Genomic DNA, 23,360 nt, shown 5'->3' on the forward strand with positions numbered 1-23,360 from the left:
TTGCGCTCCGTTTTACCAGAAATAATGAAAAGGAAAGATGATTTTAGTGGTGGTTAAAGCCCCCAATACAGGAGTGTTTGAAAAAAATGGACTTAGCTTTTCATTACCGGAAAATCTAAAAGCAACTTTGTAAACAGCCGAAAAAAGGACCGGCCAATGCCCTGTTCCCCAGAGCATCTTTTGTTGGGATTCCCGGGAATTGATGCTATACCAATCAGGATTGACACAATGCAGGAATTCAGAGAAATTCGTATCACTCTTCGATACGCTGTAATGGCTGCTGTCAACTGCTTCACCGGCAACTACCCGGACACCCAAACCTGTAGCAGGCAAAACAACCCACAGCAGGAGATGGTAGAAAAGGTGAATAAGTGAATTAAGTTTTTTCATTCTATTTTACAAAAAGGGGGCTTTCCTCAATCTGAATCCAACACAAAAGTAAATGAATCTTTTGTTAATTTTGATGTATTCCATCACAACCCTATGTCTGTCACAGCCGAAAACGTACTTTTAATCAGCTCACTTTTATTGTTGGCAGGAGTTCTTGCCAGTAAGACTGCCGGCAAAACAGGCATTCCAATGCTCCTGATATTTTTGGGAGTAGGAATGCTGGCAGGATCAGATGGGATCGGGGGAATTCGGTTTGACAATCCTGCAATCGCCCAATTTCTGGGTATCATTGCCCTGACCTACATCCTCTATTCCGGTGGTCTAGACACCAAATGGCCAAGCATTAAGCCTGTTCTTAAGCCAGGTATATCGCTTTCCACATTGGGCGTTTTGATTACGAGTTTTTCGCTTGGTGGTTTTGTTTATCTGATTACGGAGCTCACTTTTCTGGAGAGTTTACTTCTTGGATCCATCGTATCTTCCACTGATGCGGCCGCAGTATTCTCTGTGTTACGGGCAAAAAGCATAGGGTTGAAAGGTAATCTACGGCCTCTTTTGGAGCTGGAAAGCGGAAGCAATGACCCTATGGCTTATTTCCTTACGGTTTCGGTTTTAGGGCTGATCACTCTGGAAACAGGATCAGTCGGGGAAATCATCCCCTTATTCCTCATTCAGATGATAGTAGGCGGTTTGTTGGGCTGGTTGTTTGGAAGGTTGACTGTCTTGCTGACCAATAAAGTCAAACTGGACTTTGAGGGGCTTTACCCAGTTATGCTTCTGGCACTGGTTCTCATCACTTACACAGTGGTGGATCTGCTGAAAGGCAATGGATTTCTAGCTGTTTATATCAGTGCTATCACCGTGGGGAATGGGAAAATGGCCCATAAAAAGAGTCTGATGAAGTTTTTTGACGGGATTGCATGGCTTATGCAAGTGATTATGTTCATAGCCTTGGGACTGTTGGTATTCCCAAAACAACTCATACCTATATCAGGAGTTGCCATCTTGGCGGCTTTATTTTTGATTTTTATCGCCCGGCCTCTAGGTGTATTTATTTCACTCTCTTTTTTCAAATTCAAGTTACGAGAAAAAACATTCATCTCTTGGGTTGGATTGAGGGGAGCCGTTCCTATCGTGTTTGCGACTTTACCATTGATCAAAAACATAGAAATGGCTTCCGTGATATTCCATATTGTCTTTTTCATTGTGCTTGCCTCAGTTGCTATCCAAGCCACCACGCTCCCCTTAGCGGCAAAGCTCCTGCATCTTTCCCTGCCTGCCTCGCTGAAAAAGCGCTCTATGCTCGATATTGAGCTTTCGGAGGATTTTAAAAATGCAATTCTGGAAATCCAGCTTCCTAAAGACAGTCCGATTAATGGAAAGAAAATCCTGGAACTTGGCTTCCCACACACTTCACTAATCGTGCTTGTAAAAAGAGATGGGAAATTCATCACACCGAGTGGTCAGACCACATTGGAAGACGGAGATGAACTAATGATTATGACTGAAAATGAAAGAGAAGAAGATCAGATAAAAAGGTTACTCGGGATTTAGTAAAAGTATATTTAGGCAATGGTCTTCCGAAGCGGGTATGAAGGTAAAAATCGTGAGCCGTGTAGGGAGGAAAGTGAAAGTGGTCAGTTTTAAAGTCGCAATTTTCAGTTTCAGACTTTAGTCGGAAAAACTGCCTGATGGCAACAGTCAGGCCTTCACCAAGTACGGTGACGAACGGTAATCTTTGCGTTCGCATCCAAAAAATTCCCGGAAAACCCAAGTCTTCAAAAATAGGTAGGAACGAATAAACCAAGTCTGGTTTCCAAAGAAGGAGGGCAACTGTGTTCTCTTCAAAAACCTCCTCAAGCTCTACTCGGTAGAAATAAGTTGACGGAGCCTGAATCATCGCTCCGCCAACACAAAAAATCAACCCACTGCCAGTGTAGATTCTTTTCTGGAAACCGCCGGTTTAGAAGGTTCCGAATCCGCATTTTTTGTTTTCATTTTCGCCCCTATCATTAGTGCGGAAACGGAAATAACCAGCCACAATGCATCAACCAAAAATATATCGGTCTGTCCATTTTTAAGTGTAATCCAAAGCCAGTTTCCTGAAATCACCCCACTCACGACAGGAACTGCAAGTCCGATGGTTCCCCCCAGAATCAGAGTAAACTTATTGGTAATGGCATTGCTTCGTATAAAGGTAAAAATGAGAGTCAATGCCAACCAAGACCAGAAGAACGTTTGAAAAATAAATCCCATACGATCCACGCCAGGATCTTGCAGGCCTACTTTGATCATCACAAATGTAAATGCCGTCACAGGAAACATGCTTAGGCATCCCGCTAGATAAAACCACACCAGCCATGCATTAAATTTTCGCTTTGCAGGCGAGACATGCTTCTTGTCCCTAGCTACAAGCCAGATCATTACTCCGGAGATAATCACAAAACAAGTCAATAGGCCAAGCGCAAAATAAACCAGCTTCAACCCCTTACCTCCAAAATCGCCAAAGTGCAATCTCAGAATCACAGCACGGGCTCCGTCGAGATACGAGACATCCTGAAAGGGGCTTTTTTCAGCTATAATTTCCCTATCCAACATACGATAAGTGATGCTCCCTGCACTGGCAAATTTTTTATTGTAGTCAGATTTCCCCGTAAACTGCACATGCATACCTTCATCCCCATAGTTAAAAATGCTCGCATTGTGCACATGAAATTCCGGCCATTTTTCTTTTGTCTCAGCAAGCAGGTCATTTACTGAAAACTCTCCTTCGAGAGGTTTTCCCACAAACTCAAATTTCGGTGGACTATAGCCAAAATCACTAAAGGCCTTCTCTTGATCTCCCTCATAAATATAATTGATGATCGCAGGAGACATGACTGTAAGCCCCACAATAACGTACACGCCTGTAAGTGCAAACATAAACTGGTATGGAAGACCTATGATCCCAAGTGCAGTATGTGCATCCGTCCAAAGGTTCTTGACACTGTTATTGGGACGGAAAATATAGAAGTTGCTGATAATTTTTTTCCAATGAACTATCACCCCTGTAATCACTGCGAAAAGAAAGAAAAAAGCGATAATTCCCGCCAGCATATAGCCTGACCTTCCGAAAAAATTCAGCTGCGCGAAGAAATGAAGTCTATAAAGAAATTCTCCGAACGAATACGATTCCTGATAATCATAAGTGTCCAGATTTTTTGTGTTCAAATAGAAGAAATTTCCACGACCACCACGCCCTCTCCCCTTCTCTCCTTCCTTAACTTCAGCACCTTTAGGTGCAGAAATGGTTACCCCCAGGCGTTGCTCATCATAATGCTGGTTAAAAGCAACGTCTGTCTTGGCGATTCCTTTTCGTGTCTCCAGTGTATCCAGCACAAGATCAAAGTCCATTTCCTGTAGCATCCATCCCTCAGAAATTGACTCATTCCGCTCCCAGCTGACAATTTCATCTCTGAAAAATGAGAAAGAACCGGCAAAGAAAATCACATACAATGCCACGCTGATAACAATCCCCGAGATGGTATGTGTATGAAATAAAATATTATAAATCCTGTTGCTCATAAGTTCCGATTAAATGACTGCCAAAGATTGGTTGAGGTAAACAATAGCTGAAAAGCACAGTGTGAGGAGAATGTATATCCCCCAGATTTTCCAGCCACTATCGGCAATAAATGCGATGATCATCAACGCCACCCACAGAAGGAACCCACCGAAAACCAGTGTAAACAGCACGGATACTTTATCCAGCCAAAAGGAAAGTGCTAGAAAGAAGGAAACAGTGACTGCATAACCTCCAATGAATCCAGCCGTAATGCGTGAGAACCTGTGTAGAAATGTGGGGGTTAAGTATTTTTTATTTGCAGGCATGATTAGATTATTTCAATTAACAACAGCAACACAAACCCGACGAAAAGCCAAGAAACATTCAGCTTCCAAATGGGAGAAATGAGCACCACCAAACTCCCCACCATCATCAGGATACACAGAAAAGTAAAGATCCCAGAACCCAATCCGAGATAGCCAATCGAAAAAAGCAGTGCAGCAATTAAGAAGCAGGAGCCTATAATTTTGGCTAGTCTTTCATTGGCTCCAAACCAATAAGACATCAGAGGTGGTCGATTGAGGATAGCTTTTTTGGAAGTTTGATAAAAAAACTCAAATCCAAAAAAGCAGAGTAAAATACTTAGTGTAATCATAGTACCAAAGGGTTAATAGTCAATTCAGTCTTTACTATACTATTTGCGACATATAAATTGCGTACGGTGCCAAAATGGCACCAGGAGAACCTAGCAAGGAAGGTCCCCCTGATGCATTAAAAATATTTATTGAAAAAGAAAAGCTCATAGTTCAAACAACAGATTTAAAAATGACCCAATCAATCGTCTTCAGTTAGTGTATTTCAATGGCTTGTGTAGCACATCTCCAGATAGCTTTCAAACCCGACGGATCATTTTCGGGAAGCTTTTCGGTATGGGTAGCTTCCGCGAAATAGACCCCCTTATTTGCCAGATCAAGACTAACTTTGCCTTTTTTGCCAGTCTTCAATTCCTGTGTTTCAGCATTGGGACCCAGCACCATCACATCTCCCTCGGCTAAAGGCTTCCCTTTGTAAAGCAGCTCATATTCTGAGGAATTAGCATTTTTGATCAGTGCAAGATCAGTATCCACTTTGGCTTTGGATTTTCCTTTTCCCACCCACACTTGCGCATAGGCATTAAACTGATAGGCAGTTTTACTATCGCCCGGATCGGCAGTATGGCTGATTTCCATTCTGTATTCTCCCTCTTCCTCAGGTAAAAATGTTCCTTCAAAATATTCAACTGTTGCGGTAGGCTCTAGTCTTGTTTTCTTACCGGATGGGCTGATTAGCCACAGTTCAAACTCCTTTACATCAGAATACCAATTGGCTACAGCCTCAATGGCGTTTTCATGATAGTCTGCATAATAGATCCGATAAGGATGCTCCTTGCCTTTTTCAGCATTGGAAGCGGTATGGATCCATAACGCGTGGGCCTGTACACTCACAATAAGCATCATAAGCATTAGTGTAAGGCAAAACGATTTCAAGGTTAGTATATTCATAGTTTGTTTTTTTAGCCCCAAAGGGTACTCAGGTTCACAAAGTTTTTATCACTGTTTAATCGTTCTCCTGCTTCTCCAGAAGCTGGAATTGTTAATTCTTCGGTCTCCCCTGCCTATCGTCAGGTGTCTTTTGTCATCGGTCGCATAGCACCCTACATCTTCCTAATCAATTCAATTAACTGCAACTGAGCATGGGCTTCAATCACATTCGCTTTGAGCCGATAAAACTCTTCCTCCAGCAGGGTAAACTGTACGTCCGGATGATAAGTCTCGATCACTACCCGATCCAGTCCATCAAAAAAGGGATACTTCTCAATTTCAAAATCCATACGCTCCAAATATCTTCGAAAAGCATCAAAATTGAGCTCGTCAAAACTGATCATTGCCTGCTTGAACATTAGTCCCATTCTGCAGCAATCGATGCATCGTGTAAAAACAAAATCATCGTTTTGATAGATTATTTCTGTTTGACAGGCAGACATAAGCGATTGGTTTTGGATAAAGATTTTAATTGGTGCCTGGGATAAGAGCGTTTGCCGGTTTAGTTTTCAAATGCAGCTAAATTCCCAGGACTTAGTTTTTTCAAGACATCTATTCTGCTACTTCCAGCTTGCTGATTGCAGTGATTCTACCTCCATCGACTTTCAAGCCTTCTGTGGCGGTGGCGGTATTCGCATTGAACTCATACACCCAACTGCCCAAGTCTGTGGTAATGCCGATGTAGGCAAGCCCGTCTTTTTCGGAGAAGTTATTCGTAGTCACATTGACGATGGAAGCTTCCCCGGGAGCACCTGTCACCCAACTGAAGGTTTTGTTATACACATCTGCTACTCCAAATCGATTTCCCACAGTATAAAGCCCCTTTTCTTTGTTCATCATTACGATGAATTTCCCGTTGCCCGCATAAGTCTTTGCCGTGACATAGTATCCATCAGCCAGTTCTTCCACATTGAAATAGTAAGACTGGTCAAATTCCAATTCTCCTTTTTTGATTCTGGTAAATGCCGAAGGAAGTGTAGAAGTCATAGTACCATTGGATGTCGCAACCGAAGCCGAAAATGCATAGGCATCTCCCTGCTCATCGACTTCAAGTCCAGAAAGGAAATATCTGCCTATAAAGCTGGTGCGGTCATCTTTGATCACCTTATTTAATTCCATACTTGGATAATCGAATACTGCGATCCAGGCACTGTCCGGATAGTTTGTGCCAAAGGAATCATTGCAACATGCTTTCATACTGAAGTAAGGAGCGAAAAGCTTATCTCCTACCTGAGTAATCCAAGTGAAAAATGCACGCTCCCCATTATTGGCAATTTCTTCTTGGTTCCACTTGCCATCTGCTACGATCTGAAGCTGATCGGCATTCATTCTATACCAGGAACCTACCGGGTCTGTAGTACTTCTTGAGATTTTTGCCATCACAATATCATCGTTCATCGGCCCAAAAGCCTGTACAGTCTCAGCCTGAAAGTCTGACAATTTCTCCAAAGCACCGCTGGAATTCAGTTCATAGGTAGTCACAGCTCCGGGGTTTCCCTGACCATAGAGCAGACTGAAAAACTTATTCTTGTGCGTTACATAATAGCGGTAAGTCCCGTCTTGTTCCACACCATTTCCCAGTGTACTCACAGTCCCTTCAGTCAGGCTTTCCGCCGTCAATAAATAATCGGCAACTCCATCAGAAGCCAGTGGTGTAGATGCAATTATGTATCTGCTCTCTGAAACAGGTGCCACAGGACCGGGATTAGGATCATCAGAATCACAGGCAGAGAAACCTATAGTCACGGCCGAGGCCAAAGCAAGCAAATAGTTAAAGTTGGTTTTCATGTGTTTAAATTTGATTTTTTATGGGCACATGGAATCTTTGACGATTTCATATGAATTGGTAAAGAATTAATAAATAAAGTATCTGATTTTGCCTGAGAAGTTCCTTCCCGGTTTCTGTAAGCTGAAATTGTCATAGAGTTTACTGTCAAGGATATTTCGGCATTCGGCTATAAGCTGTAGCCTGCCTTTTTTTCCTGTGGTATAGGTCACATTTACATCATGGGATAGCTGCTCCGGCACGTCAAACTTCTCGCTCCCCAGACTTGGCCAGTAGAGATAGAATGCATGGACATAAAGTAGATTGTACCCAAAATTGAGGTCATTCCCTTTGCCAAAGGCATCCTGAAGCATCACGCTCACATCTCCATTTCCGAAGAGATAGGGCATATTTGGCACCCGATCCCTGTAGACCAAACTTGGAATAGACTGACCTTCTTCGAATTCAGTATTATTGAGCAGGTTTTGGTAGGTGATATTTGCACCCGCGGACAAAAGATTCTTATACGTCCATCGGACTTCTCCCTCCACACCGATATTGGTCACGCTGTAGAGATTATCCATGACTTGCATGGCTTGGTTATTATTCAGACGGGGACGAATGAAATCTTTGGCATCTCGATAAAACCCATTTGCAGAAAGATCTATGCGATGGTTTGCGCTCAGCTGCTTCCAAATACTCAGCCCCACATTATAGTTGTAGCTTGTCTCGGGTTTTAGGCTTAGGTTGCCCTGCAGATTCACCATATCTCCGAAAAGCTCCTCGGGCTCAGGCAAACGGTAGCTTTTCTCAAAAGAAGCTTTTGTCTGAATATTTCCGGTGACAAAGTAAGATCCCGTCACTCCGAATCCCGGATAGGTAAAATTCTCCTGCTCATTGCGGTAAGCCACATCTCCATAATTCCCAGTGGGATTGTAAGACATGGCGAAATAGTTGGTTTGGTTGTAAATCTTAGTGAAAGCAGAGATACTGGCTTTTTCTTCCCAGTTGAGCTGATAACTTAACCCTGTGATGTTTTTCTGACTTTTACGTGGCTCTTCGTATCGGTCATTGTCTGGGCTAAGCGCATCGCTCCCTTCCCGATTAAAGCTGTTGAACACATTACTGATGGCGATGGTGTGAATCTTGCCAAAATTGTAATGTGCGTTTGCTGTAACAACCGCATTGTTATTATTAAACTTATAGAGCGTATAAGAACGCTCACCACCCGGCACATCGTATTCTCTATACTGTCTGAACCAATTGTACCGGCGGTTTACCGTGTCGATATTTTGCTCTGAGCCAAAATTGTAATTGGCATTCACGTTCACATCCAGTCCTTTGACAAAAAGATCTCTCTTCTGATATTTCAGGGTGGGCATAAGGATGGTTCCCCGGCGATGCCAATCACCAAAAACAGTTACCAATCGTGCTCCCGTCTGGACTTCCGAATAGTTTTTCCCGGCCGTGATACCTACCAAAAGTTTGTCCGCGTACTGTTTTCCCTGCACCCCCAACTGTGCGATCACAGTCTCATTATGGTAGGTATCATGAAACCTCCGTACACGCTGATCCGGGTAATATTTACCTGTCTCTATATCCGCAATGTCCACATCTACCCAATAATTATTGTCCGAATAATTCTGGAAGGCATTCAACTGAACAGTGAAACCGGATTTTGCCACAAAGGCAGTGTTGATAACGGTTCGGTGTGTATTGAAAGAGCCGTAGGAATACGATACATCCACGTAGTTTTTCTGCACATTCTTGGTGACAATATTTACGGCTCCACCAAGAGCATCTGCTCCCAGCCCAACCGGAACGACACCTTTGTATACTTCTATCCGCTCAGCAAGATTGATCGGGATATTATTTAGCTGGAAAGAGGAACCAAAATCGTCCATCGGAATTCCGTCTATGAAAAACTTCACCTGCTTTCCTGAAAAGCCATTCAGGGAAAAATTCATCCGCGAACCAACCCCACCGCTTTCTCTCACCCGCACACCGGAAACTCTGTCTAGCGCATGTCCCAAATCCAAATTAGTATGGTGAAGCTTACGAGCATCGAGCACCGTCACATTAAAAGCACGCTCCTCTACTTCCCGTAATTCTGACTTACCCAGAACGGTAAATTCTTCCAGGTCATTTGTGTCGTCTGCGAGTGCAATTTTCAGATTTAGAGATTCAGCACCAAGCATAACATTCTCAGAATGATCCTGAAAACCCATGAAAGAAAACTCAAGTATATAGGTGCTATTAGCCGAAAGATTAACAGAGAACTTGCCTTGATCATCAGAAAGCAGTCCTTTGGACACCGAAGAGATTCGGATCAAGACCCCGGGGATGGGATTGCCGCTTTTGTCTACGACAAGGCCACTAATCGTAGTATTTTGCTGCGCAAATGCCGTGTTAACGAAAAAAATGCACAAAAATACATGGAACAATATTTTACTATATTGCATCGCTTTTTAATTGGAGAATTAGGAAGTTTAGTACCAGAAGCCATACGGTTGCCGCCGTGTGGCTTCTTCTATTTGTTAGCAGTAAAGCTTCTGTCTATTATTATTTAGATTAATTTTAAATTAAGACAAATCTAAGCCATGGATGCTAGTCTGACAAAGAAATGATCAGATTTTTTGAGGTTTTTTGAAATTATTTTAAGGTAAGGTATGAGACATTAGAATCGAGATATTGGATTCTAGAATTTCAATGTAAGTCCAAGCGAAGTTGAGGGCATGTTACAAAGGCCATATCCACATGAAATCGAGCATGATGCGAGAGTCACACACAGGGACGGTTTAATGCATGCCAGATTCCATATGGCCGCTAAAAAACAATTACAAACAGATGAAAAAAACTTCGACTTCGCTAGCCATGACGGAATTCAAATAAGTACGCAAATGTTGTGTCCGTCAGAGCGGAGTCGAGGACTCTTCGATCCCGATAGCTATACGGGACACTCAGGGTGACCCAACTTTGCTTCTAAAATCACTTACCGTCATTATTCTTTTGTAAATCCTAAATTTTTCTTACTTAATCTGACCAAGGACAATTTTTCAGTCAATAACTACTCACTATTTACCACTTACAATGGCCTAAGCTTCCGTCAGTTTCAACATTTCTTTAGCCTGAGTGACAGGCTGCTTCTTAGCCTTATTTCTTCTCCCCCACCAGATCAAAAATCCAGTTATAGGTAAGGATGCAATTATTGCACTTAGGAAGAAAGCCAGAATTTTCCCCGGTAAACCCGCAATGGCTCCGACGTGTACATCATAATTCATCCGCATGATTTTCTCAGCTACAGTAGCCTCTTCAAACCGATTATAAAAATGTGCCACGGGAAGTTCTTCCAAGGTATTTTGGTCAAAGTATCGATAATCTGATTTCCAAAAAGTGGACGCATCAGGATTGGCATTGGCCGCGATCGCAGCTCCCTCGAACCCTGGAGGATGAACTTCTATCCAGTCAGCATTGGGATATTCCGCATTCATTTTCATCCACACCGCATCCAATGCAGGAATTTCTCCTTGATAAGTTTGAGTAGAATCTGAAATTGGATCGTAGTATTCCACAAACTTCTCACCACCGGATGCTGCGAAGAACACACCATCCCTAAACCATAAAAAGCCCCAAACAAGCCCTGTAACTGCAAAAACCAATGCAAAAGTCATTACATAAAACCCAAGTACTTTGTGCAAGTCATAGTTCTTTCTTCTCCATCTCGCAGACCATTTTATCTTTAAACTCTGCTTGAGATTCTTCTTTTTTGGCCACCAAAGAATAAGACCGGAAATCACCATAAAGAGAAACACTAAGGTAAAGCTGGCTACTACAGGCTGGCCAATTTCAGGAGGAAGCCAAAGGTAAAAATGTCCATCCAGAATAAATCTGAAAAAGTCTGCATACTCATCGTTTAACTTGAGCACTTCTCCTGTGTAAGGGTTGATATAGGCGATTTGATAGTGATCATGCCCTTCTCCATAGCTGAAGAATATAGCTTGTACACTCCTCTCTTTGGCCGGGTAAAGCACTGCATGAAGATGTCCATCCGGATAAGCCTCTTGGGCTATTTCACTGATTTGACTTGGAGGCAAAACTCTCCCTTCCTGCTGTTCAACGAAAAGGAATGGGTATGTCAAATCTTTGATTTCTGCCTGAAAGGCATAAACACATCCGGTAACAGCCACTATAAACACAACAAGCCCGGACGATAGTCCGAGCCAGAGGTGCAATTTATTCAGCGTTTTTTTTAGATTCATCAAAATCTATAATTGAGACTGAGCGATACGTTTCGAAGATTCTGGGGAGTCACTGTTGACCATCCTGAATAGTATTTCTGATCGGCCAGATTATTGACTTTCAAAGCTAAGAAATATTGGGATCCCGTGTATGAAAGGGACGCATTAAACACCTGATAAGAAGGGAGCGCAAATGTACCGATATTATCTCTATTCAAAGTCAAGTACTCACTGGCTGTATTGCCGCCAAAGCCAAGACCGAAACCTCTCAAAGCACCGGCGGAGAAATTATAACTTGCCCAGAAATTGAACAAACTCTCAGGTCCCGCTTCTTCCGGACGCATGCCCAAATAGCCGCTTTCAGGATAGTCTTTAGTCACTTCCGAATTATTATTGCTATAGCCAGCCACCAAATTCAGCCCCTCAACCGGACTTGCGATTACGCTCAATTCAAATCCCTTACTCACTACTTCTCCGCCTTGGATAGAATTATTCACGTTGTTAGGGTCAGTCATTACTCGATTACTTACTGTAATGTTGTAATAACTCGCAGTTGCAGTGATTTTATCACTTAAGACATTGGTTTTCACACCAAACTCGTACTGATTGGCCTGTTCAGGGTCAAAAGTAATGAATCTTGAATTGCTTCCGTCAACATCGGAGACAGTAGCCGGAGCCACATTGGAAAATCCGTTCATATAGTTCCCGAAAATGGAAATCTTATCTTTCACGGGCTGATAAACCACTCCGAATTTAGGAGAAACTGCCGTCTGTGTATTTTGCTCGCTATCGGCTCCCCATGCTTCGTTTTTGAAATTATCCACTCGTACACTGGCCATCACAGATAGCTGTGAAGTCAATTCAATCACATCAGAAACATAGGCACTTAGGACTCTGGTATTCCCTGTAGTATTTCCTTCGAAAGTATCTTTCAGCAATTCATCCACACCCGCTTGGGTCAAAACACCTGTATCATTGCCGTCAGACAGTGTGACTACACCATTTGCAACCCATCCGGTGCTGCTATTCATAATATCCTGATCGTAGTAATCCAATCCGACGATCAATTTATTCCGCATTGACCCCAGCAGAAAATCACCGATGAAATTTTGCTGAATATCAGTAGAAATCGTCTGTCCGTTTCTGTCAGAAATGAATCTGTAGAATGAATCTCCGTCACTTCCGTCAAACAGGTAGTGATAATAGCCGTCAGTTTTGGTAGAGCTTCTCGAAACTACCGTTTGAGAGGTCCAAGAATTTGAAAGCTTGTAGAAAGCCTGCGCCTGCAGTGCATAGGAATTATTGTTGATACTTAATTCATTCCCTGTAAAAGAACGTTTATAATTTCTTTCGAAGGGCTCAATGGAATCAAAAGTCAATGGGTTTGATCTATTCAGGAAAATCATCGGGGCATTTACCGAATTTGAGTTCAAAAACTCTGTGTTGATCAAGAAAGACAGGCGCTCACTTGCCTGAAATTTAAAAGAAGGCGCAATGAAAAATGAAGTCCTTCCCCCTGCATCCTGGAATGTATTGTTTTGCTGATAGGCAGTATTCACTCTCATGGAAGCATTCTCATTTAATGGAACATTCACATCACCCGTGATTCTGTTCAGTCCATTGTTACCTGTTATAAATCCTACTTCACCTTTGAACAGATCCCCCGGACGCTTAGTGGTAATATTGATCAGGCCGCCATATGAGATGACAGAACTCCCGAAGAGCGTTCCTGACGGCCCTTTGATTACATCTACAGTCTCTATATTCGCAGGATCCAGTCCGCCGTTATTCAGGCTTGGCATCCCGTTTACCATAGTCGGCTGTACCGCAAATCCTCTCATAGAGTAATATTCCGCTCCGTCTCCTCCCCGACCGGTAGACTCCCAAAGCCTGGTGATACCTGTTGCATTTTTCAGCGCATCATTCATATTGGTCACGACCTGCTCTTTGAGAAGTTTGGAAGAAACAGAATTGTAAACCTGCGGATTTTCCAAATCCTTGAGTGGAAGCTTGGCTATTGTGAAGTTGCTGTCTGAGTAAAAGCGATTGGAACTTATGTCTGTCACGATTACTTCATTCAAGTCGGTGGAGCTTTCTGTCAAAGTGAAATTTAGCGTCAGCACTTCCCCAGTCTCCAAAGAGACTTGTTTCTCCTGCTTCTCCACCCCCACGAATGAGGCGAAAACTGTATAAGTACCGGGCGCAAGATTTTTGATTTCAAAATTCCCTTTCCGGTCAGTAGTATTCCCTTTGGCCATACCTTTTATACCCACATTGACAAATTCCATAGGCTGATTGTCAGAGGTAGTGACTTGCCCCTTGATGCTTCCGGATTGGGCAATAGCACCTAGAATACTCAAGAGATATAGGTTTAAGAATAGTATAAATCTGCGATTCATAATTTGTTTGGTTTCAACTATTCTGCAAACCTATTACTTAGAACCATTCTAAACAATAGTTATTTAGAATTAATCTAATAAAAATTAATTCCAAAATATGTTTCCTCCTCTTTTTCAGCCATATGAAGCACAAAATAATCCAACGAATACATGTGATATCGGATCCAAAATGAATAAATTGAGGTAGAAATATTCTGATCCGATTTCATGAAAATCCTTCTCGGTTTTTAATAATGTGCATTTTTATTTCCCATAGCTTCACGTATTGGAAGGTGGAAGTGGCAAAATCATTTTTGAGCCTAAGGTTTTATGCGGAGCTTATGCCACTTCCAAATGCTGATTTAAAAATTCCTTAACACGACTTTTGAAGATAACTGCGCCTAAAGCGGCTTCTTTGCCAATTCATTTTCACTAAACCTCAATTTGATGCCCCCCTCCTTTAAATTCATTTTTGTAGCGCTATTTTATCTGGCTTTTTCCACCAATCTTATTGCGCAGCAATTTCTGCCTTCTGAATTTCCTGACCGCATTGTTCTCACCTGGTCGGAGAACCCTATGAACACGCAGTCCGTCACCTGGAGAACTTCCGCTTCAGTGACTGAATCAAAAGCTCAGTTAATTTTGGCTCCAAATTCCCCAATCTATCTTGAGCATGTTGAAACTTTGGATGCGTTTACAGAGTTTTTGGAGGTGGATAGCATACAGGCAAATTACCACTCAGTTACTTTTCGGGATCTTAAGCCGGCAACTACTTATGCCTATCGTGTGGGAGAGGAGGACACCTGGACAGAATGGATTCAATTCACCACCGCCCCTGAAAAAGGCTCGCCATTTTCCTTTATTTACTTCGGAGATGCCCAAAACAACCTGAAATCCCAGTGGTCAAGGATTATCCGACAGGCCTATTCCAACCTGCCTAAAGCTGCCTTTATGCTCCATGCCGGTGACCTGATAAATAGAACCCACTCAGATTCGGAATGGGGCGAGTGGAATTATGCAGGCTCCTTTATCAATGCCATGATTCCGAGTATAGCCACTCCGGGTAATCATGAATATAACAGGGATGAAGATGGCACCTTAATTCTTGATCATCACTGGAAAAAGCAATTTACATTTCCTGAGAACGGACCAAAGGGATTTGAAGAAACAGTGTACTATACAGATTACTCAGATTTGAAAATGATTTCGCTGAATTCCCAGGAGATTGTTTTAGACGAAAAATCCATGGAAACCCAAAGAATCTGGTTGGAAAACGTGCTGTCTCAAAACACAAAAAAGTGGACAATTATCACTTTTCATCACCCTATTTATTCCTCTGGAACCGGACGTGACAACAAGGAGTTTCGAGAGGTGTTCAAACCTATATTTGATAAATACAAAGTTGACTTGGTCCTACAGGGTCATGACCATTCCTATGGACGTGGAAGAAATCTGCCTTCGGGCGTAGCAAATCAGGATCCATCTGCCCAAGGGCCGGTATATGTGGTGTCCGTCAGTGGTCCCAAAATGTATAACCTCACTTTCGACAAGTGGATGGACCGCGCAGCTTCCAATACCCAGCTTTATCAGCTTATAAGTATCGAAGACGATCGTCTGAGCTACGGAGCATACACCGCTACCGGACAATTATACGATGCTTTTGACATCATCAAAGCCGAAGGAAAGCCGAAACAATTTATTGATAAAGCTGACAAAGCCATACAAGAAGCCGTTGAGCTGACTCCAGGATCTGACAAAAAAATGACTCCTGAGGAAATGGCCGAGTATATGCGAACCTATAAAAAGGGCAATTGATCACAAAAAACTCAAGTCAATAAATCTAACAACGGAGCGTTTCTGAGGTTTAAAAAGTAATCGCACAACTCATTCAAGCTGGCTTATTAATTGTCGCTTGATTAGCTTGCCTACTTGTCATTTACCAACATTATTTAAACGCTCGAATCTATTAAACGCTTTTTTGCAAAATTTTTAAAGGTTCTGGGTATCATACTCGCCGTAATTCTGGTGGTTGTTGGTACCTTGATCCTTTTTATCCGAAGCCCTTGGGGTCAGGGGATAATTGTGGATAAAGCTACCTCGTACGTTTCGGGAAAAACAGGCACTCAACTGTCCATAAAACGGCTATTTGTTACTTTTTCCGGCAATATTTACCTGGAAGATTTATACATGGAAGACATGCAGGGAGACACCTTGCTTTACTCCAAAAACATCGAAGCAGGAGTCGCTTTTGGCCCACTTCTTACTACTGGAGACATAAGTGTAACCAAACTAGAATGGGATGGATTAGTAGCCAGGGTGAGCAGAAGCGCCGACACCGGGAAATTTAACTTCAATTTTTTGATTGAGGCATTTGCTTCCCAATCTGAGGACTCTACCCAACCTGTAGATGCGGACACCACATCTTCATCCCCACCAAAAATCAAACTTTCCCCAATTTCTCTTCGCAATTTTGACCTCACCTATGTGGATGAAATAATGGGAATCGATGCTTCCATTATTCTTGGAGAATTAGAAGTGACCATACCTGGATTGGACTTGGATAAATACGAGTTTGACATTAAGAAAATAGCACTTCAAAACACCCATATCCAGTATCGGCAGACGAAGTCTTTCCCTCTATCGGAAGATTCTACCGAGGAAACGCCTATGCCAATCCTCAATGTAGATGAGCTCACACTTTCCAATGTTTCCGCCGATTACAACAATACACCAGATAATCAGAAAGCTCAGCTTCAAATCGGATATTTCCTTGTAGAATTGCCAGAAGCAAATCTACAAACCCAAACCATACATCTCGAAGCCCTAACCTTGGAAAAGTCTACAATTCTATATCATGATTTTTCTGATGTAAAGCCGACCGATGCTGATACAACAAGCAATCCTGCTCCATTTACATGGCCGGAATGGGTAGTAGAGGTAGACAACATATCCATTGACTCCACGGATATCGAATATAAATCCGCAGATGTCCCTATCAAAAAAGGACTCTTCAATCCTGAGGCAATTACCATTTCAAGCTTGACTTTTCGCGCAGAAGATATATATCTAGAAAATGAACAAGCAGGAGCAAATTTGCAGGAGTTTCATTTCAGAGAAGGAAGTGGATTTGAACTGAAAGAATTTCATTTTGACCTGGAGGCCGGAAACAGTTCAGCTCAACTGAAAAACCTTGTGCTAGCTACGAATCGCAGCACACTCGATGCAGGAGTATCGGTTGAGTATCCTTCAGTCCAAGCACTCATCGAAGATTATGAAAGCCTCAAGTTTGACCTCCAAATAAAAGAATCCAAGCTGGATATCCGGGACAGCTATTTCTTTGACCCGACACTTGCTCAGGACACACTTATCCATGAGCTGGCTCAAGCCCCTGTTTTACTTGACTTAATTGCACACGGAGATCTCAAATCAATCGATATCCCCAGTTTGAATCTTCACTGGGGAGAAAGCGACTTTAGCGCAAAAGGGAAGGTACAGAACCCTATGGACTTGGAGAATCTTACATTTGATTTCCCGGAAATAACCCTACTGGCCAATCGGGAAACACTGCTAAAGTTTGTCAAAGAGGAAGATTACGGTATCCAATTACCTAAGCAAATAGACTTGAAAGCAAATGCTAATGGAATGCTCGATGACCTCTTGGCAAGTCTGGATTTGGATACCGACATGGGAAATATTCTCCTTGACGCTGCTTATCAAAACAACGGACAGCTGGCTTTTGATGCGAATCTGAAAGTGAATCAGTTGCAGTTGGGAAATCTGATGAAACAACAGGATTTGGATACGTTGACATTTCAGATCATAGCGAAGGGCTCCGGATCCAGCCTAAATGACCTTAATGCAGAATTGACCTCCACATTTGAGCGGCTTCGTCTTTACGGCTCTGATTATTCAGGGTTAAAGCTGGATGGCAAATTAGTCGAAGGGGCCGGTGATCTACATGCTGGTTTGAACTCAGAATTCTTGGACTTTGACCTTCTGTCCGAAATGGATTTGGACTCAACCCACTCCACAGTAGACCTCGCCCTTGACCTGAAAGGTGCTGATTTCTATAAGCTTGGTCTGGCATCTAAAAGCTCTAGGGCAAAGTTAAAATTAGAAGCAGATTTTAGTGGAAACATGGAGGAGTTTGACCTTAATGCGTTCGTGAAAGACGCAGTTTTACTCTACGACGAGAAAAATTACGCCGTAGGTGAATTGACATTGGATGCAAATGTACGCGAGGATTCTACGAGCGTAGACATCGCCAGTAATTTATTAAATGGTTTTGTTCGCACCAACACTAACCCCACCGATCTTTCCACTGCTATTTTAGCTCATTTTCGCCACTATCTCGACAAGGCGGATTCCGCATATTTGCCAAATGACGGACATATCGTGATGAATATGGATTTAAAAATTGCCGATGACCCTTTGCTGAGTGAGGTGATCTTGCAAGGCCTGGAACAATTTGATTCGGCAAGGATTCAAGCCCATTACTATCAGGACATAGATTCCCTCACCGCTGACATTGACTTCCCATACATCAATTATTCCGGAACAGAGGTGGATAGCTTGGGATTACGCATTCGCTCCAATCAAGACGTACTCAGGATGTATGCAGGATTTCAGGAATTGACTTCCGGTCCCTTAAACATCGGCAAAACTTTCTTGACAGGTCAACTCGCCGATTCTAGGCTGTTTTTTGATTTTCATTCCTATGAAGAAGATGAAAGAACGTATCACGTATCTTCAGATATTGGATTGAACGGCGACACGATCAGCTATCACGTATCATCCATAGATCTGCTACTGAAGGGAGAGCAATGGAGTGTCCCAGAGAAGAATTTGGTCAAATATTCCGGAGAAAGCCTGGAGTTTAAAGACTTCAATTTCAGCAAGGGTAATCAGGAAATATCTTTTGTAAACAATGTAGAGGGATTTACTGATGAAAATGTCGCTATGTTATTCAAGGATTTCAGACTATCCACTATTACCAGCCTATTGAATCCGGAAGAAATCATAGCGGGAGGAAAAATGGACGGAAGATTAGTGGTGGAGAATCCCTTTGGTGCCACTGGCCTAATGGGCGAATTAAAAGTAGACAGCCTGAAAATAGTAAATGTACCACTGGGCAACCTATATCTGGAAGCGACGGCTAAAAGCATAGGTAATTATGTACTACAACTCGGACTAAAAGACGGGGGCTTTGACCTAGACCTAAATGGAGATTTTGTAGCTAATGAAGCCGGAGGGGATTTTGACATAAAACTTGACCTGAACAAGATCGAAATGGAAAAAATCGCTGCGCTCTCTCAGAACCAAATCCTGGATGCCACAGGACACCTCACCGGTATCATTACCTTGAATGGCAACACCAACGAACCCAGGTATGAAGGCGAGATTCAATTTCAGGAATCCTCTTTCGTTCCTGCCCAACTCAGTACAAAATACATACTCTCCAATGAAACACTTAAAGTAGACAACGAAGGAGTTTATTTTGATCAGTTCACTATCAGAGATACCGAGAACAACACCTTTGCTATTGACGGAACTGTGGGAACAGAAAGCTATCTCAACCCAACATTTGACTTGAAACTTACTGCTGACAACTTTATGGCGGTAAACTCCACTGATAAAGAAAATGAGCTAGTGTATGGCAAAGCAACTTTGGACGCAGATATCACTATTCGGGGAGATCTTGTACTACCCGTGGTAAAGGCCAGATTAGGAGTAAAAGACAATACCAATTTGACAGTAATTGTCCCCGAATCGGAACTTGAGTTTGTAGAGCGTCAGGGAATCGTTATATATGTCAATAAAGAAAATCCTGAGGATATACTGACAAGACAGACCGAGGAATCAACCAATGCTTTTGCAGGATTTGACATTAGAGCCTTGCTCAATGTTGACCCCAAAGCACTTTTCACCATTGTGATAGACCCTTCTACGGGTGACAACCTCCAGATTTCGGGGGATGCGGATCTCCAGATGGATATCAATCCAAATGGAAGGATCACACTCAGTGGGAGCTATGAAATCTCAGGCGGGCATTATGAAATGTCTCTATATAATCTTGTCAGCAGGAAATTCGACATCAATCCTGGAAGCAGAATAACCTGGAACGGAGACCCCATGGATGCCAACTTGGATATTCAGGCTATTTACGAGGTAGAAACAGGAGCTTCAGAACTGATGTCAGCGCAGCTCACCGGCAGTAATAATGAAACGCAAACCCAGTATAAGCAGCGCCTTCCTTTTTTGGTTTATTTAAATGTAAAAGGTCAATTGCTCAGGCCTGAAATCTCATTCAACCTTGACATGCCGGAGAATCAACGAGGAGCTATTGGAGGGAATGTATATTCACGAGTGTTGCAAATCAATGAGCAGGAAGATGAATTGAATAAGCAGGTGTTTTCACTCCTTGTTCTTAATAGATTTTTCCCGTCTTCAGGCAGTGATGGATCCAATGGAGGCGCAGAAGCCATTGCGAGAAACTCCGTGAGCCAAGTACTTTCCGACCAAATGAATGCACTTTCAAGCAAACTTTTTGGAGATAGCGGCTTCCAAGTTGGATTTGATGTGGACAGCTACCAAGATTATCAGTCCGGTGGTGCGCAGAACAGAACCGATCTGAATATCAATGCCCAACAGACACTTTTTGATGACCGCCTGGTCGTTCAGGTCGGCAGTCAGGTAGATCTGGAAGGCAGCTCACAAAGCTCAGAGCAGGCTAATTCTATTCTGGCCAACATCAGTTTTGAGTACTTGCTGACTGAAGATGGACGCTGGAGGGTACGGGCATTCCGAAAGAACCAATTTGAAAGTATTGTCGACGGACAGCTAGTAGTCACAGGCGGTGGTTTGATTTTTAATCGGGAGTTCAATGAATTCTCTGAGTTTTGGAGAGCTCCTATTGCACGGGAGGGTCAAAATCAAACGAACCCAATCGATACTTTGGAGAAAAAGAATCGGAAAAAAAACAAGAAGGCTAAAGAATCGGAGGAAAATGAAGATTAGAGGATTCATATCGGCTATTTATTTATTTCTACTTGCGGTGGTACTTAGTTGCAATGTGAAGAAGTATATTCCAGAAGATGAATACCTCTTCAAAGGAGCAGAGCTGGCAATACAAACTGAAGCTGATATTAAAGGACTGGATGCGATAGAAGAGGAACTGGCAGAATTACTCAGGCCTAAGCCAAATACCAAGATATTTGGAATGTATGTGGGGCTTTGGGCACATTACAAAGGCACTCAGGAAAAACCCGGTTTTATCAATCGCTTTTTGAATAAAAAAATAGGAGAAAAACCTGTCTATTTCAGTCAGGTCGTCCCGACCCGTACTGAAGAGCTCATACTAAACAGACTGGAAAACCGAGGGTTTTTCTATAGTACCACCAATGCAGAAGTCACCCGACAAGATAAATTTGCCAAAGTAGATTATACAGCAACGATTTCAGCTCCTTACCAATTGACGGAAGTAGAAGTATTACGGGACAGCTTGGAAATAGACAAAGAAATCATCTCTTTGATGAAAGAAACCTCACTTGATTCAGGAAGTCGATTTGACCTCAACACACTGAAATATGAAAGGACTAGAATTGATTCTGCGCTAAAAGAAAAAGGCTACTACAATTTCAACAGTGATTACCTCATATTCGAAGCCGACACTAATATTTCTGATAGTGCCCGACTCTTCAAGCTGTATCTTCGACTGAAATCAAATGTTCCCAAAAATGGCATCATTCCATACACGATTGACTCTATCAACGTCTTCCCCAATTATTCTATCAATGAGAATGGAGGGAAAATTGACACGGTAAATCTAGACGGTAAAAATTTTATTCAAGGAAATGATGTCTTCAAGCCACGACTATTAAACGATTACATACTTATCCAAAAAGATCAGCGCTACAATCCAAGACTCTCCCGACTCTCCAGCAACCGGCTTAGCTCTATTGGCAACTACAAGTTTGTCAATCTGCGCTATGAGGAATTGGAAAGGTCGGATTCGCTGGGACATCTTAAGGCCAATTTTTACTTATCCCCAATGACCAAACGCTCATTGAGAGCAGAATTACTCGCAGTTTCCAAGTCAAACAACTTTGCAGGCCCGGCATTGAATCTAGTTTATAGAAATCGAAACCTATTCAAAGGAGGGGAGACACTGAATCTCACAGGCAGAATAGGCTATGAATTTCAAGTTGCCGGCGGCGAAAACAGAAAAGGACTTCAATCGCTGGAACTAGGACTAAGTGCAGATTTGATTTTCCCACGTGTCATCTTCTTTGTTCCGATCAAAGAGAAATTCAGTTATTCTGTTCCCAAAACAAAAATGAGTATCAGTGCTGAATACCTAAGCCGCGGTGGACTTTATAATCTCAACTCGTTTTCTACCCGATATGGGTACTTCTGGAATGCCAACCAATTTGCCTATCATGAGATCAACCCTATCAGTCTAAGCGTGGTAAATCTATCCCAAACCTCAGCTGAGTTTGACCAAATTCTGGATAACAATCCTTTCTTAAAACGTAGTTTTGAACAAAACTTCATTGCAGGGATTAATTACACGTTCAATTATAACAAACTGAATGATAGATTTCGGACTCACGGATATTTCTTAGGCTTAGGGTTGGATTTTGCGGGAAACACGCTTCATCTGATAGATGATATCTTGGGACGCGATGACGGCAAATTTGTTGGCTTGGAATATGCACAATATGGAAAAGCAGATCTTGATCTAAGGTACCATCTGAACATCGACAAAAAACAAACCATTGCAACAAGGCTTTTCGCCGGAGTTGGTTTTCCTTTCGGCAATTCTCAGTCTTTGCCCTACATCAAGCAGTACTTTTCAGGAGGGCCAAACAGCATCAGAGCATTTCGTATCCGCTCTATTGGACCCGGTACCTATCGCCCGGAAAATTTTGATGTAAACTCTTTCTTTGACCAATCCGGTGACATTCGGATCGAGGGAAATATTGAATATAGATTCCCTATCGTTTCCTTGCTGAAAGGTGCTCTGTTTATGGATGCAGGAAACATCTGGCTGATGAATGAAAACGAGGCTCTCCCCGGAGGAAAATTCACATCTTCTTGGTGGAAGCAGTTAGCAGTAGGCACGGGCGTAGGCCTGAGGGTAGATATTCAGTTTTTTGTAATACGTTTTGATTTGGCTACGCCGGTACGTGTCCCTTACTTGGAGGAAGGCGAACGATGGGGAAACACCTTTGACATAGGAAGTAAAACATGGAGAAGGGAAAATCTGATTTTCAATTTCGCCATAGGCTACCCTTTCTAAGCAACTTCCTGCTCAGGGTTCATAGTGCCTGAATTTCAAATCCAATAATTGTAGGCTATCTTAGGATTACTTTTTCCATCCTAACTGATTCTAATGAAATCGAGCATGTCAAAGGTGACACACACGGGAACGATTATAATGTATGCGAGATTCCATATGACCAC

At 42.5% G+C, this 23,360-nt stretch carries 14 protein-coding genes; 4 read left to right on the forward strand and 10 right to left on the reverse strand.

Annotation, left to right across the window (positions count from 1 at the left end; translation table 11 throughout):
• Positions 1–12: 12 nt before the first annotated feature.
• A complete protein-coding gene (locus ID165_RS18590) occupies positions 13–390 on the reverse strand; it encodes a hypothetical protein (protein ID WP_192346866.1) in 378 nt (125 codons plus the stop codon).
• Between the two features lie 93 nt (positions 391–483).
• Here ID165_RS18590 and ID165_RS18595 point away from each other — a divergent pair, with 93 nt between their 5' ends.
• A complete protein-coding gene (locus ID165_RS18595; protein ID WP_192346870.1) occupies positions 484–1,944 on the forward strand; it encodes a potassium/proton antiporter in 1,461 nt (486 codons plus the stop codon).
• A gap of 366 nt (positions 1,945–2,310) precedes the next feature.
• Here ID165_RS18595 and ID165_RS18600 read toward each other — a convergent pair whose 3' ends face one another.
• The 9 genes from ID165_RS18600 to ID165_RS18640 all read right to left on the reverse strand — a co-directional run bounded on the left by ID165_RS18600 (position 2,311) and on the right by ID165_RS18640 (position 13,916).
• Entirely contained in the window at positions 2,311–3,954 is a 1,644-nt protein-coding gene (locus tag ID165_RS18600; protein ID WP_192346872.1) for a PepSY domain-containing protein, read from the reverse strand.
• A gap of 9 nt (positions 3,955–3,963) precedes the next feature.
• The gene (locus tag ID165_RS18605) at positions 3,964–4,260 is read right to left on the reverse strand and encodes a hypothetical protein (RefSeq protein WP_192346874.1); all 297 of its coding nucleotides are present in this window, start codon (positions 4,258–4,260) and stop codon (positions 3,964–3,966) included.
• 2 nt (positions 4,261–4,262) lie between these two features.
• Positions 4,263–4,589: a hypothetical protein gene (locus ID165_RS18610; protein WP_192346876.1), complete on the reverse strand. Its 327-nt coding sequence runs from the start codon at positions 4,587–4,589 to the stop codon at positions 4,263–4,265.
• A gap of 193 nt (positions 4,590–4,782) precedes the next feature.
• Positions 4,783–5,475 carry a DUF4198 domain-containing protein gene (locus ID165_RS18615; RefSeq protein WP_192346877.1) on the reverse strand — a complete coding sequence of 231 codons (693 nt, stop codon included), beginning with the start codon at positions 5,473–5,475 and terminating at the stop codon, positions 4,783–4,785.
• A gap of 152 nt (positions 5,476–5,627) precedes the next feature.
• A complete protein-coding gene (locus tag ID165_RS18620; RefSeq protein ID WP_192346879.1) occupies positions 5,628–5,957 on the reverse strand; it encodes a DUF6686 family protein in 330 nt (109 codons plus the stop codon).
• Positions 5,958–6,066: 109 nt separating this feature from the next.
• A complete protein-coding gene (locus ID165_RS18625; protein WP_192346881.1) occupies positions 6,067–7,302 on the reverse strand; it encodes a DUF4374 domain-containing protein in 1,236 nt (411 codons plus the stop codon).
• Between the two features lie 66 nt (positions 7,303–7,368).
• Positions 7,369–9,741 carry a TonB-dependent receptor gene (locus tag ID165_RS18630; RefSeq protein WP_192346883.1) on the reverse strand — a complete coding sequence of 791 codons (2,373 nt, stop codon included), beginning with the start codon at positions 9,739–9,741 and terminating at the stop codon, positions 7,369–7,371.
• A 633-nt stretch (positions 9,742–10,374) separates the two neighbouring features.
• Complete coding sequence (locus ID165_RS18635; protein WP_192346885.1) at positions 10,375–11,538, reverse strand: PepSY domain-containing protein; 1,164 nt, start codon at positions 11,536–11,538, stop codon at positions 10,375–10,377.
• Positions 11,538–13,916, reverse strand: coding sequence for a TonB-dependent receptor (locus ID165_RS18640; RefSeq protein ID WP_192346887.1), 2,379 nt, complete (start codon positions 13,914–13,916; stop codon positions 11,538–11,540). The genes ID165_RS18635 and ID165_RS18640 overlap by 1 nt, the downstream gene beginning before the upstream one ends.
• A gap of 426 nt (positions 13,917–14,342) precedes the next feature.
• Between ID165_RS18640 and ID165_RS18645 the strand changes: the two genes are divergently transcribed.
• The 3 genes from ID165_RS18645 to ID165_RS18655 all read left to right on the forward strand — a co-directional run bounded on the left by ID165_RS18645 (position 14,343) and on the right by ID165_RS18655 (position 23,196).
• A complete protein-coding gene (locus tag ID165_RS18645) occupies positions 14,343–15,710 on the forward strand; it encodes a metallophosphoesterase family protein (protein ID WP_192346890.1) in 1,368 nt (455 codons plus the stop codon).
• Between the two features lie 267 nt (positions 15,711–15,977).
• Positions 15,978–20,912 carry a translocation/assembly module TamB domain-containing protein gene (locus ID165_RS18650; RefSeq protein ID WP_225586829.1) on the forward strand — a complete coding sequence of 1,645 codons (4,935 nt, stop codon included), beginning with the start codon at positions 15,978–15,980 and terminating at the stop codon, positions 20,910–20,912.
• A complete protein-coding gene (locus ID165_RS18655) occupies positions 20,902–23,196 on the forward strand; it encodes a BamA/TamA family outer membrane protein (protein ID WP_192346892.1) in 2,295 nt (764 codons plus the stop codon). The genes ID165_RS18650 and ID165_RS18655 overlap by 11 nt, the downstream gene beginning before the upstream one ends.
• The last annotated feature ends 164 nt before the right edge of the window (positions 23,197–23,360 follow it).

This window comes from Algoriphagus sp. Y33, from assembly GCF_014838715.1.
Lineage (GTDB): Bacteria > Bacteroidota > Bacteroidia > Cytophagales > Cyclobacteriaceae > Algoriphagus.

Coding starts and splice junctions, on each gene's coding strand:
- ID165_RS18590 (WP_192346866.1), bottom strand. CDS start 390: ATGAAAAAACTTAATTCACTTATTCACCTTTTCTACCATCTCCTGCTG.
- ID165_RS18595 (WP_192346870.1), top strand. CDS start 484: ATGTCTGTCACAGCCGAAAACGTACTTTTAATCAGCTCACTTTTATTG.
- ID165_RS18600 (WP_192346872.1), bottom strand. CDS start 3,954: ATGAGCAACAGGATTTATAATATTTTATTTCATACACATACCATCTCG.
- ID165_RS18605 (WP_192346874.1), bottom strand. CDS start 4,260: ATGCCTGCAAATAAAAAATACTTAACCCCCACATTTCTACACAGGTTC.
- ID165_RS18610 (WP_192346876.1), bottom strand. CDS start 4,589: ATGATTACACTAAGTATTTTACTCTGCTTTTTTGGATTTGAGTTTTTT.
- ID165_RS18615 (WP_192346877.1), bottom strand. CDS start 5,475: ATGAATATACTAACCTTGAAATCGTTTTGCCTTACACTAATGCTTATG.
- ID165_RS18620 (WP_192346879.1), bottom strand. CDS start 5,957: ATGTCTGCCTGTCAAACAGAAATAATCTATCAAAACGATGATTTTGTT.
- ID165_RS18625 (WP_192346881.1), bottom strand. CDS start 7,302: ATGAAAACCAACTTTAACTATTTGCTTGCTTTGGCCTCGGCCGTGACT.
- ID165_RS18630 (WP_192346883.1), bottom strand. CDS start 9,741: ATGCAATATAGTAAAATATTGTTCCATGTATTTTTGTGCATTTTTTTC.
- ID165_RS18635 (WP_192346885.1), bottom strand. CDS start 11,538: ATGAATCTAAAAAAAACGCTGAATAAATTGCACCTCTGGCTCGGACTA.
- ID165_RS18640 (WP_192346887.1), bottom strand. CDS start 13,916: ATGAATCGCAGATTTATACTATTCTTAAACCTATATCTCTTGAGTATT.
- ID165_RS18645 (WP_192346890.1), top strand. CDS start 14,343: ATGCCCCCCTCCTTTAAATTCATTTTTGTAGCGCTATTTTATCTGGCT.
- ID165_RS18655 (WP_192346892.1), top strand. CDS start 20,902: ATGAAGATTAGAGGATTCATATCGGCTATTTATTTATTTCTACTTGCG.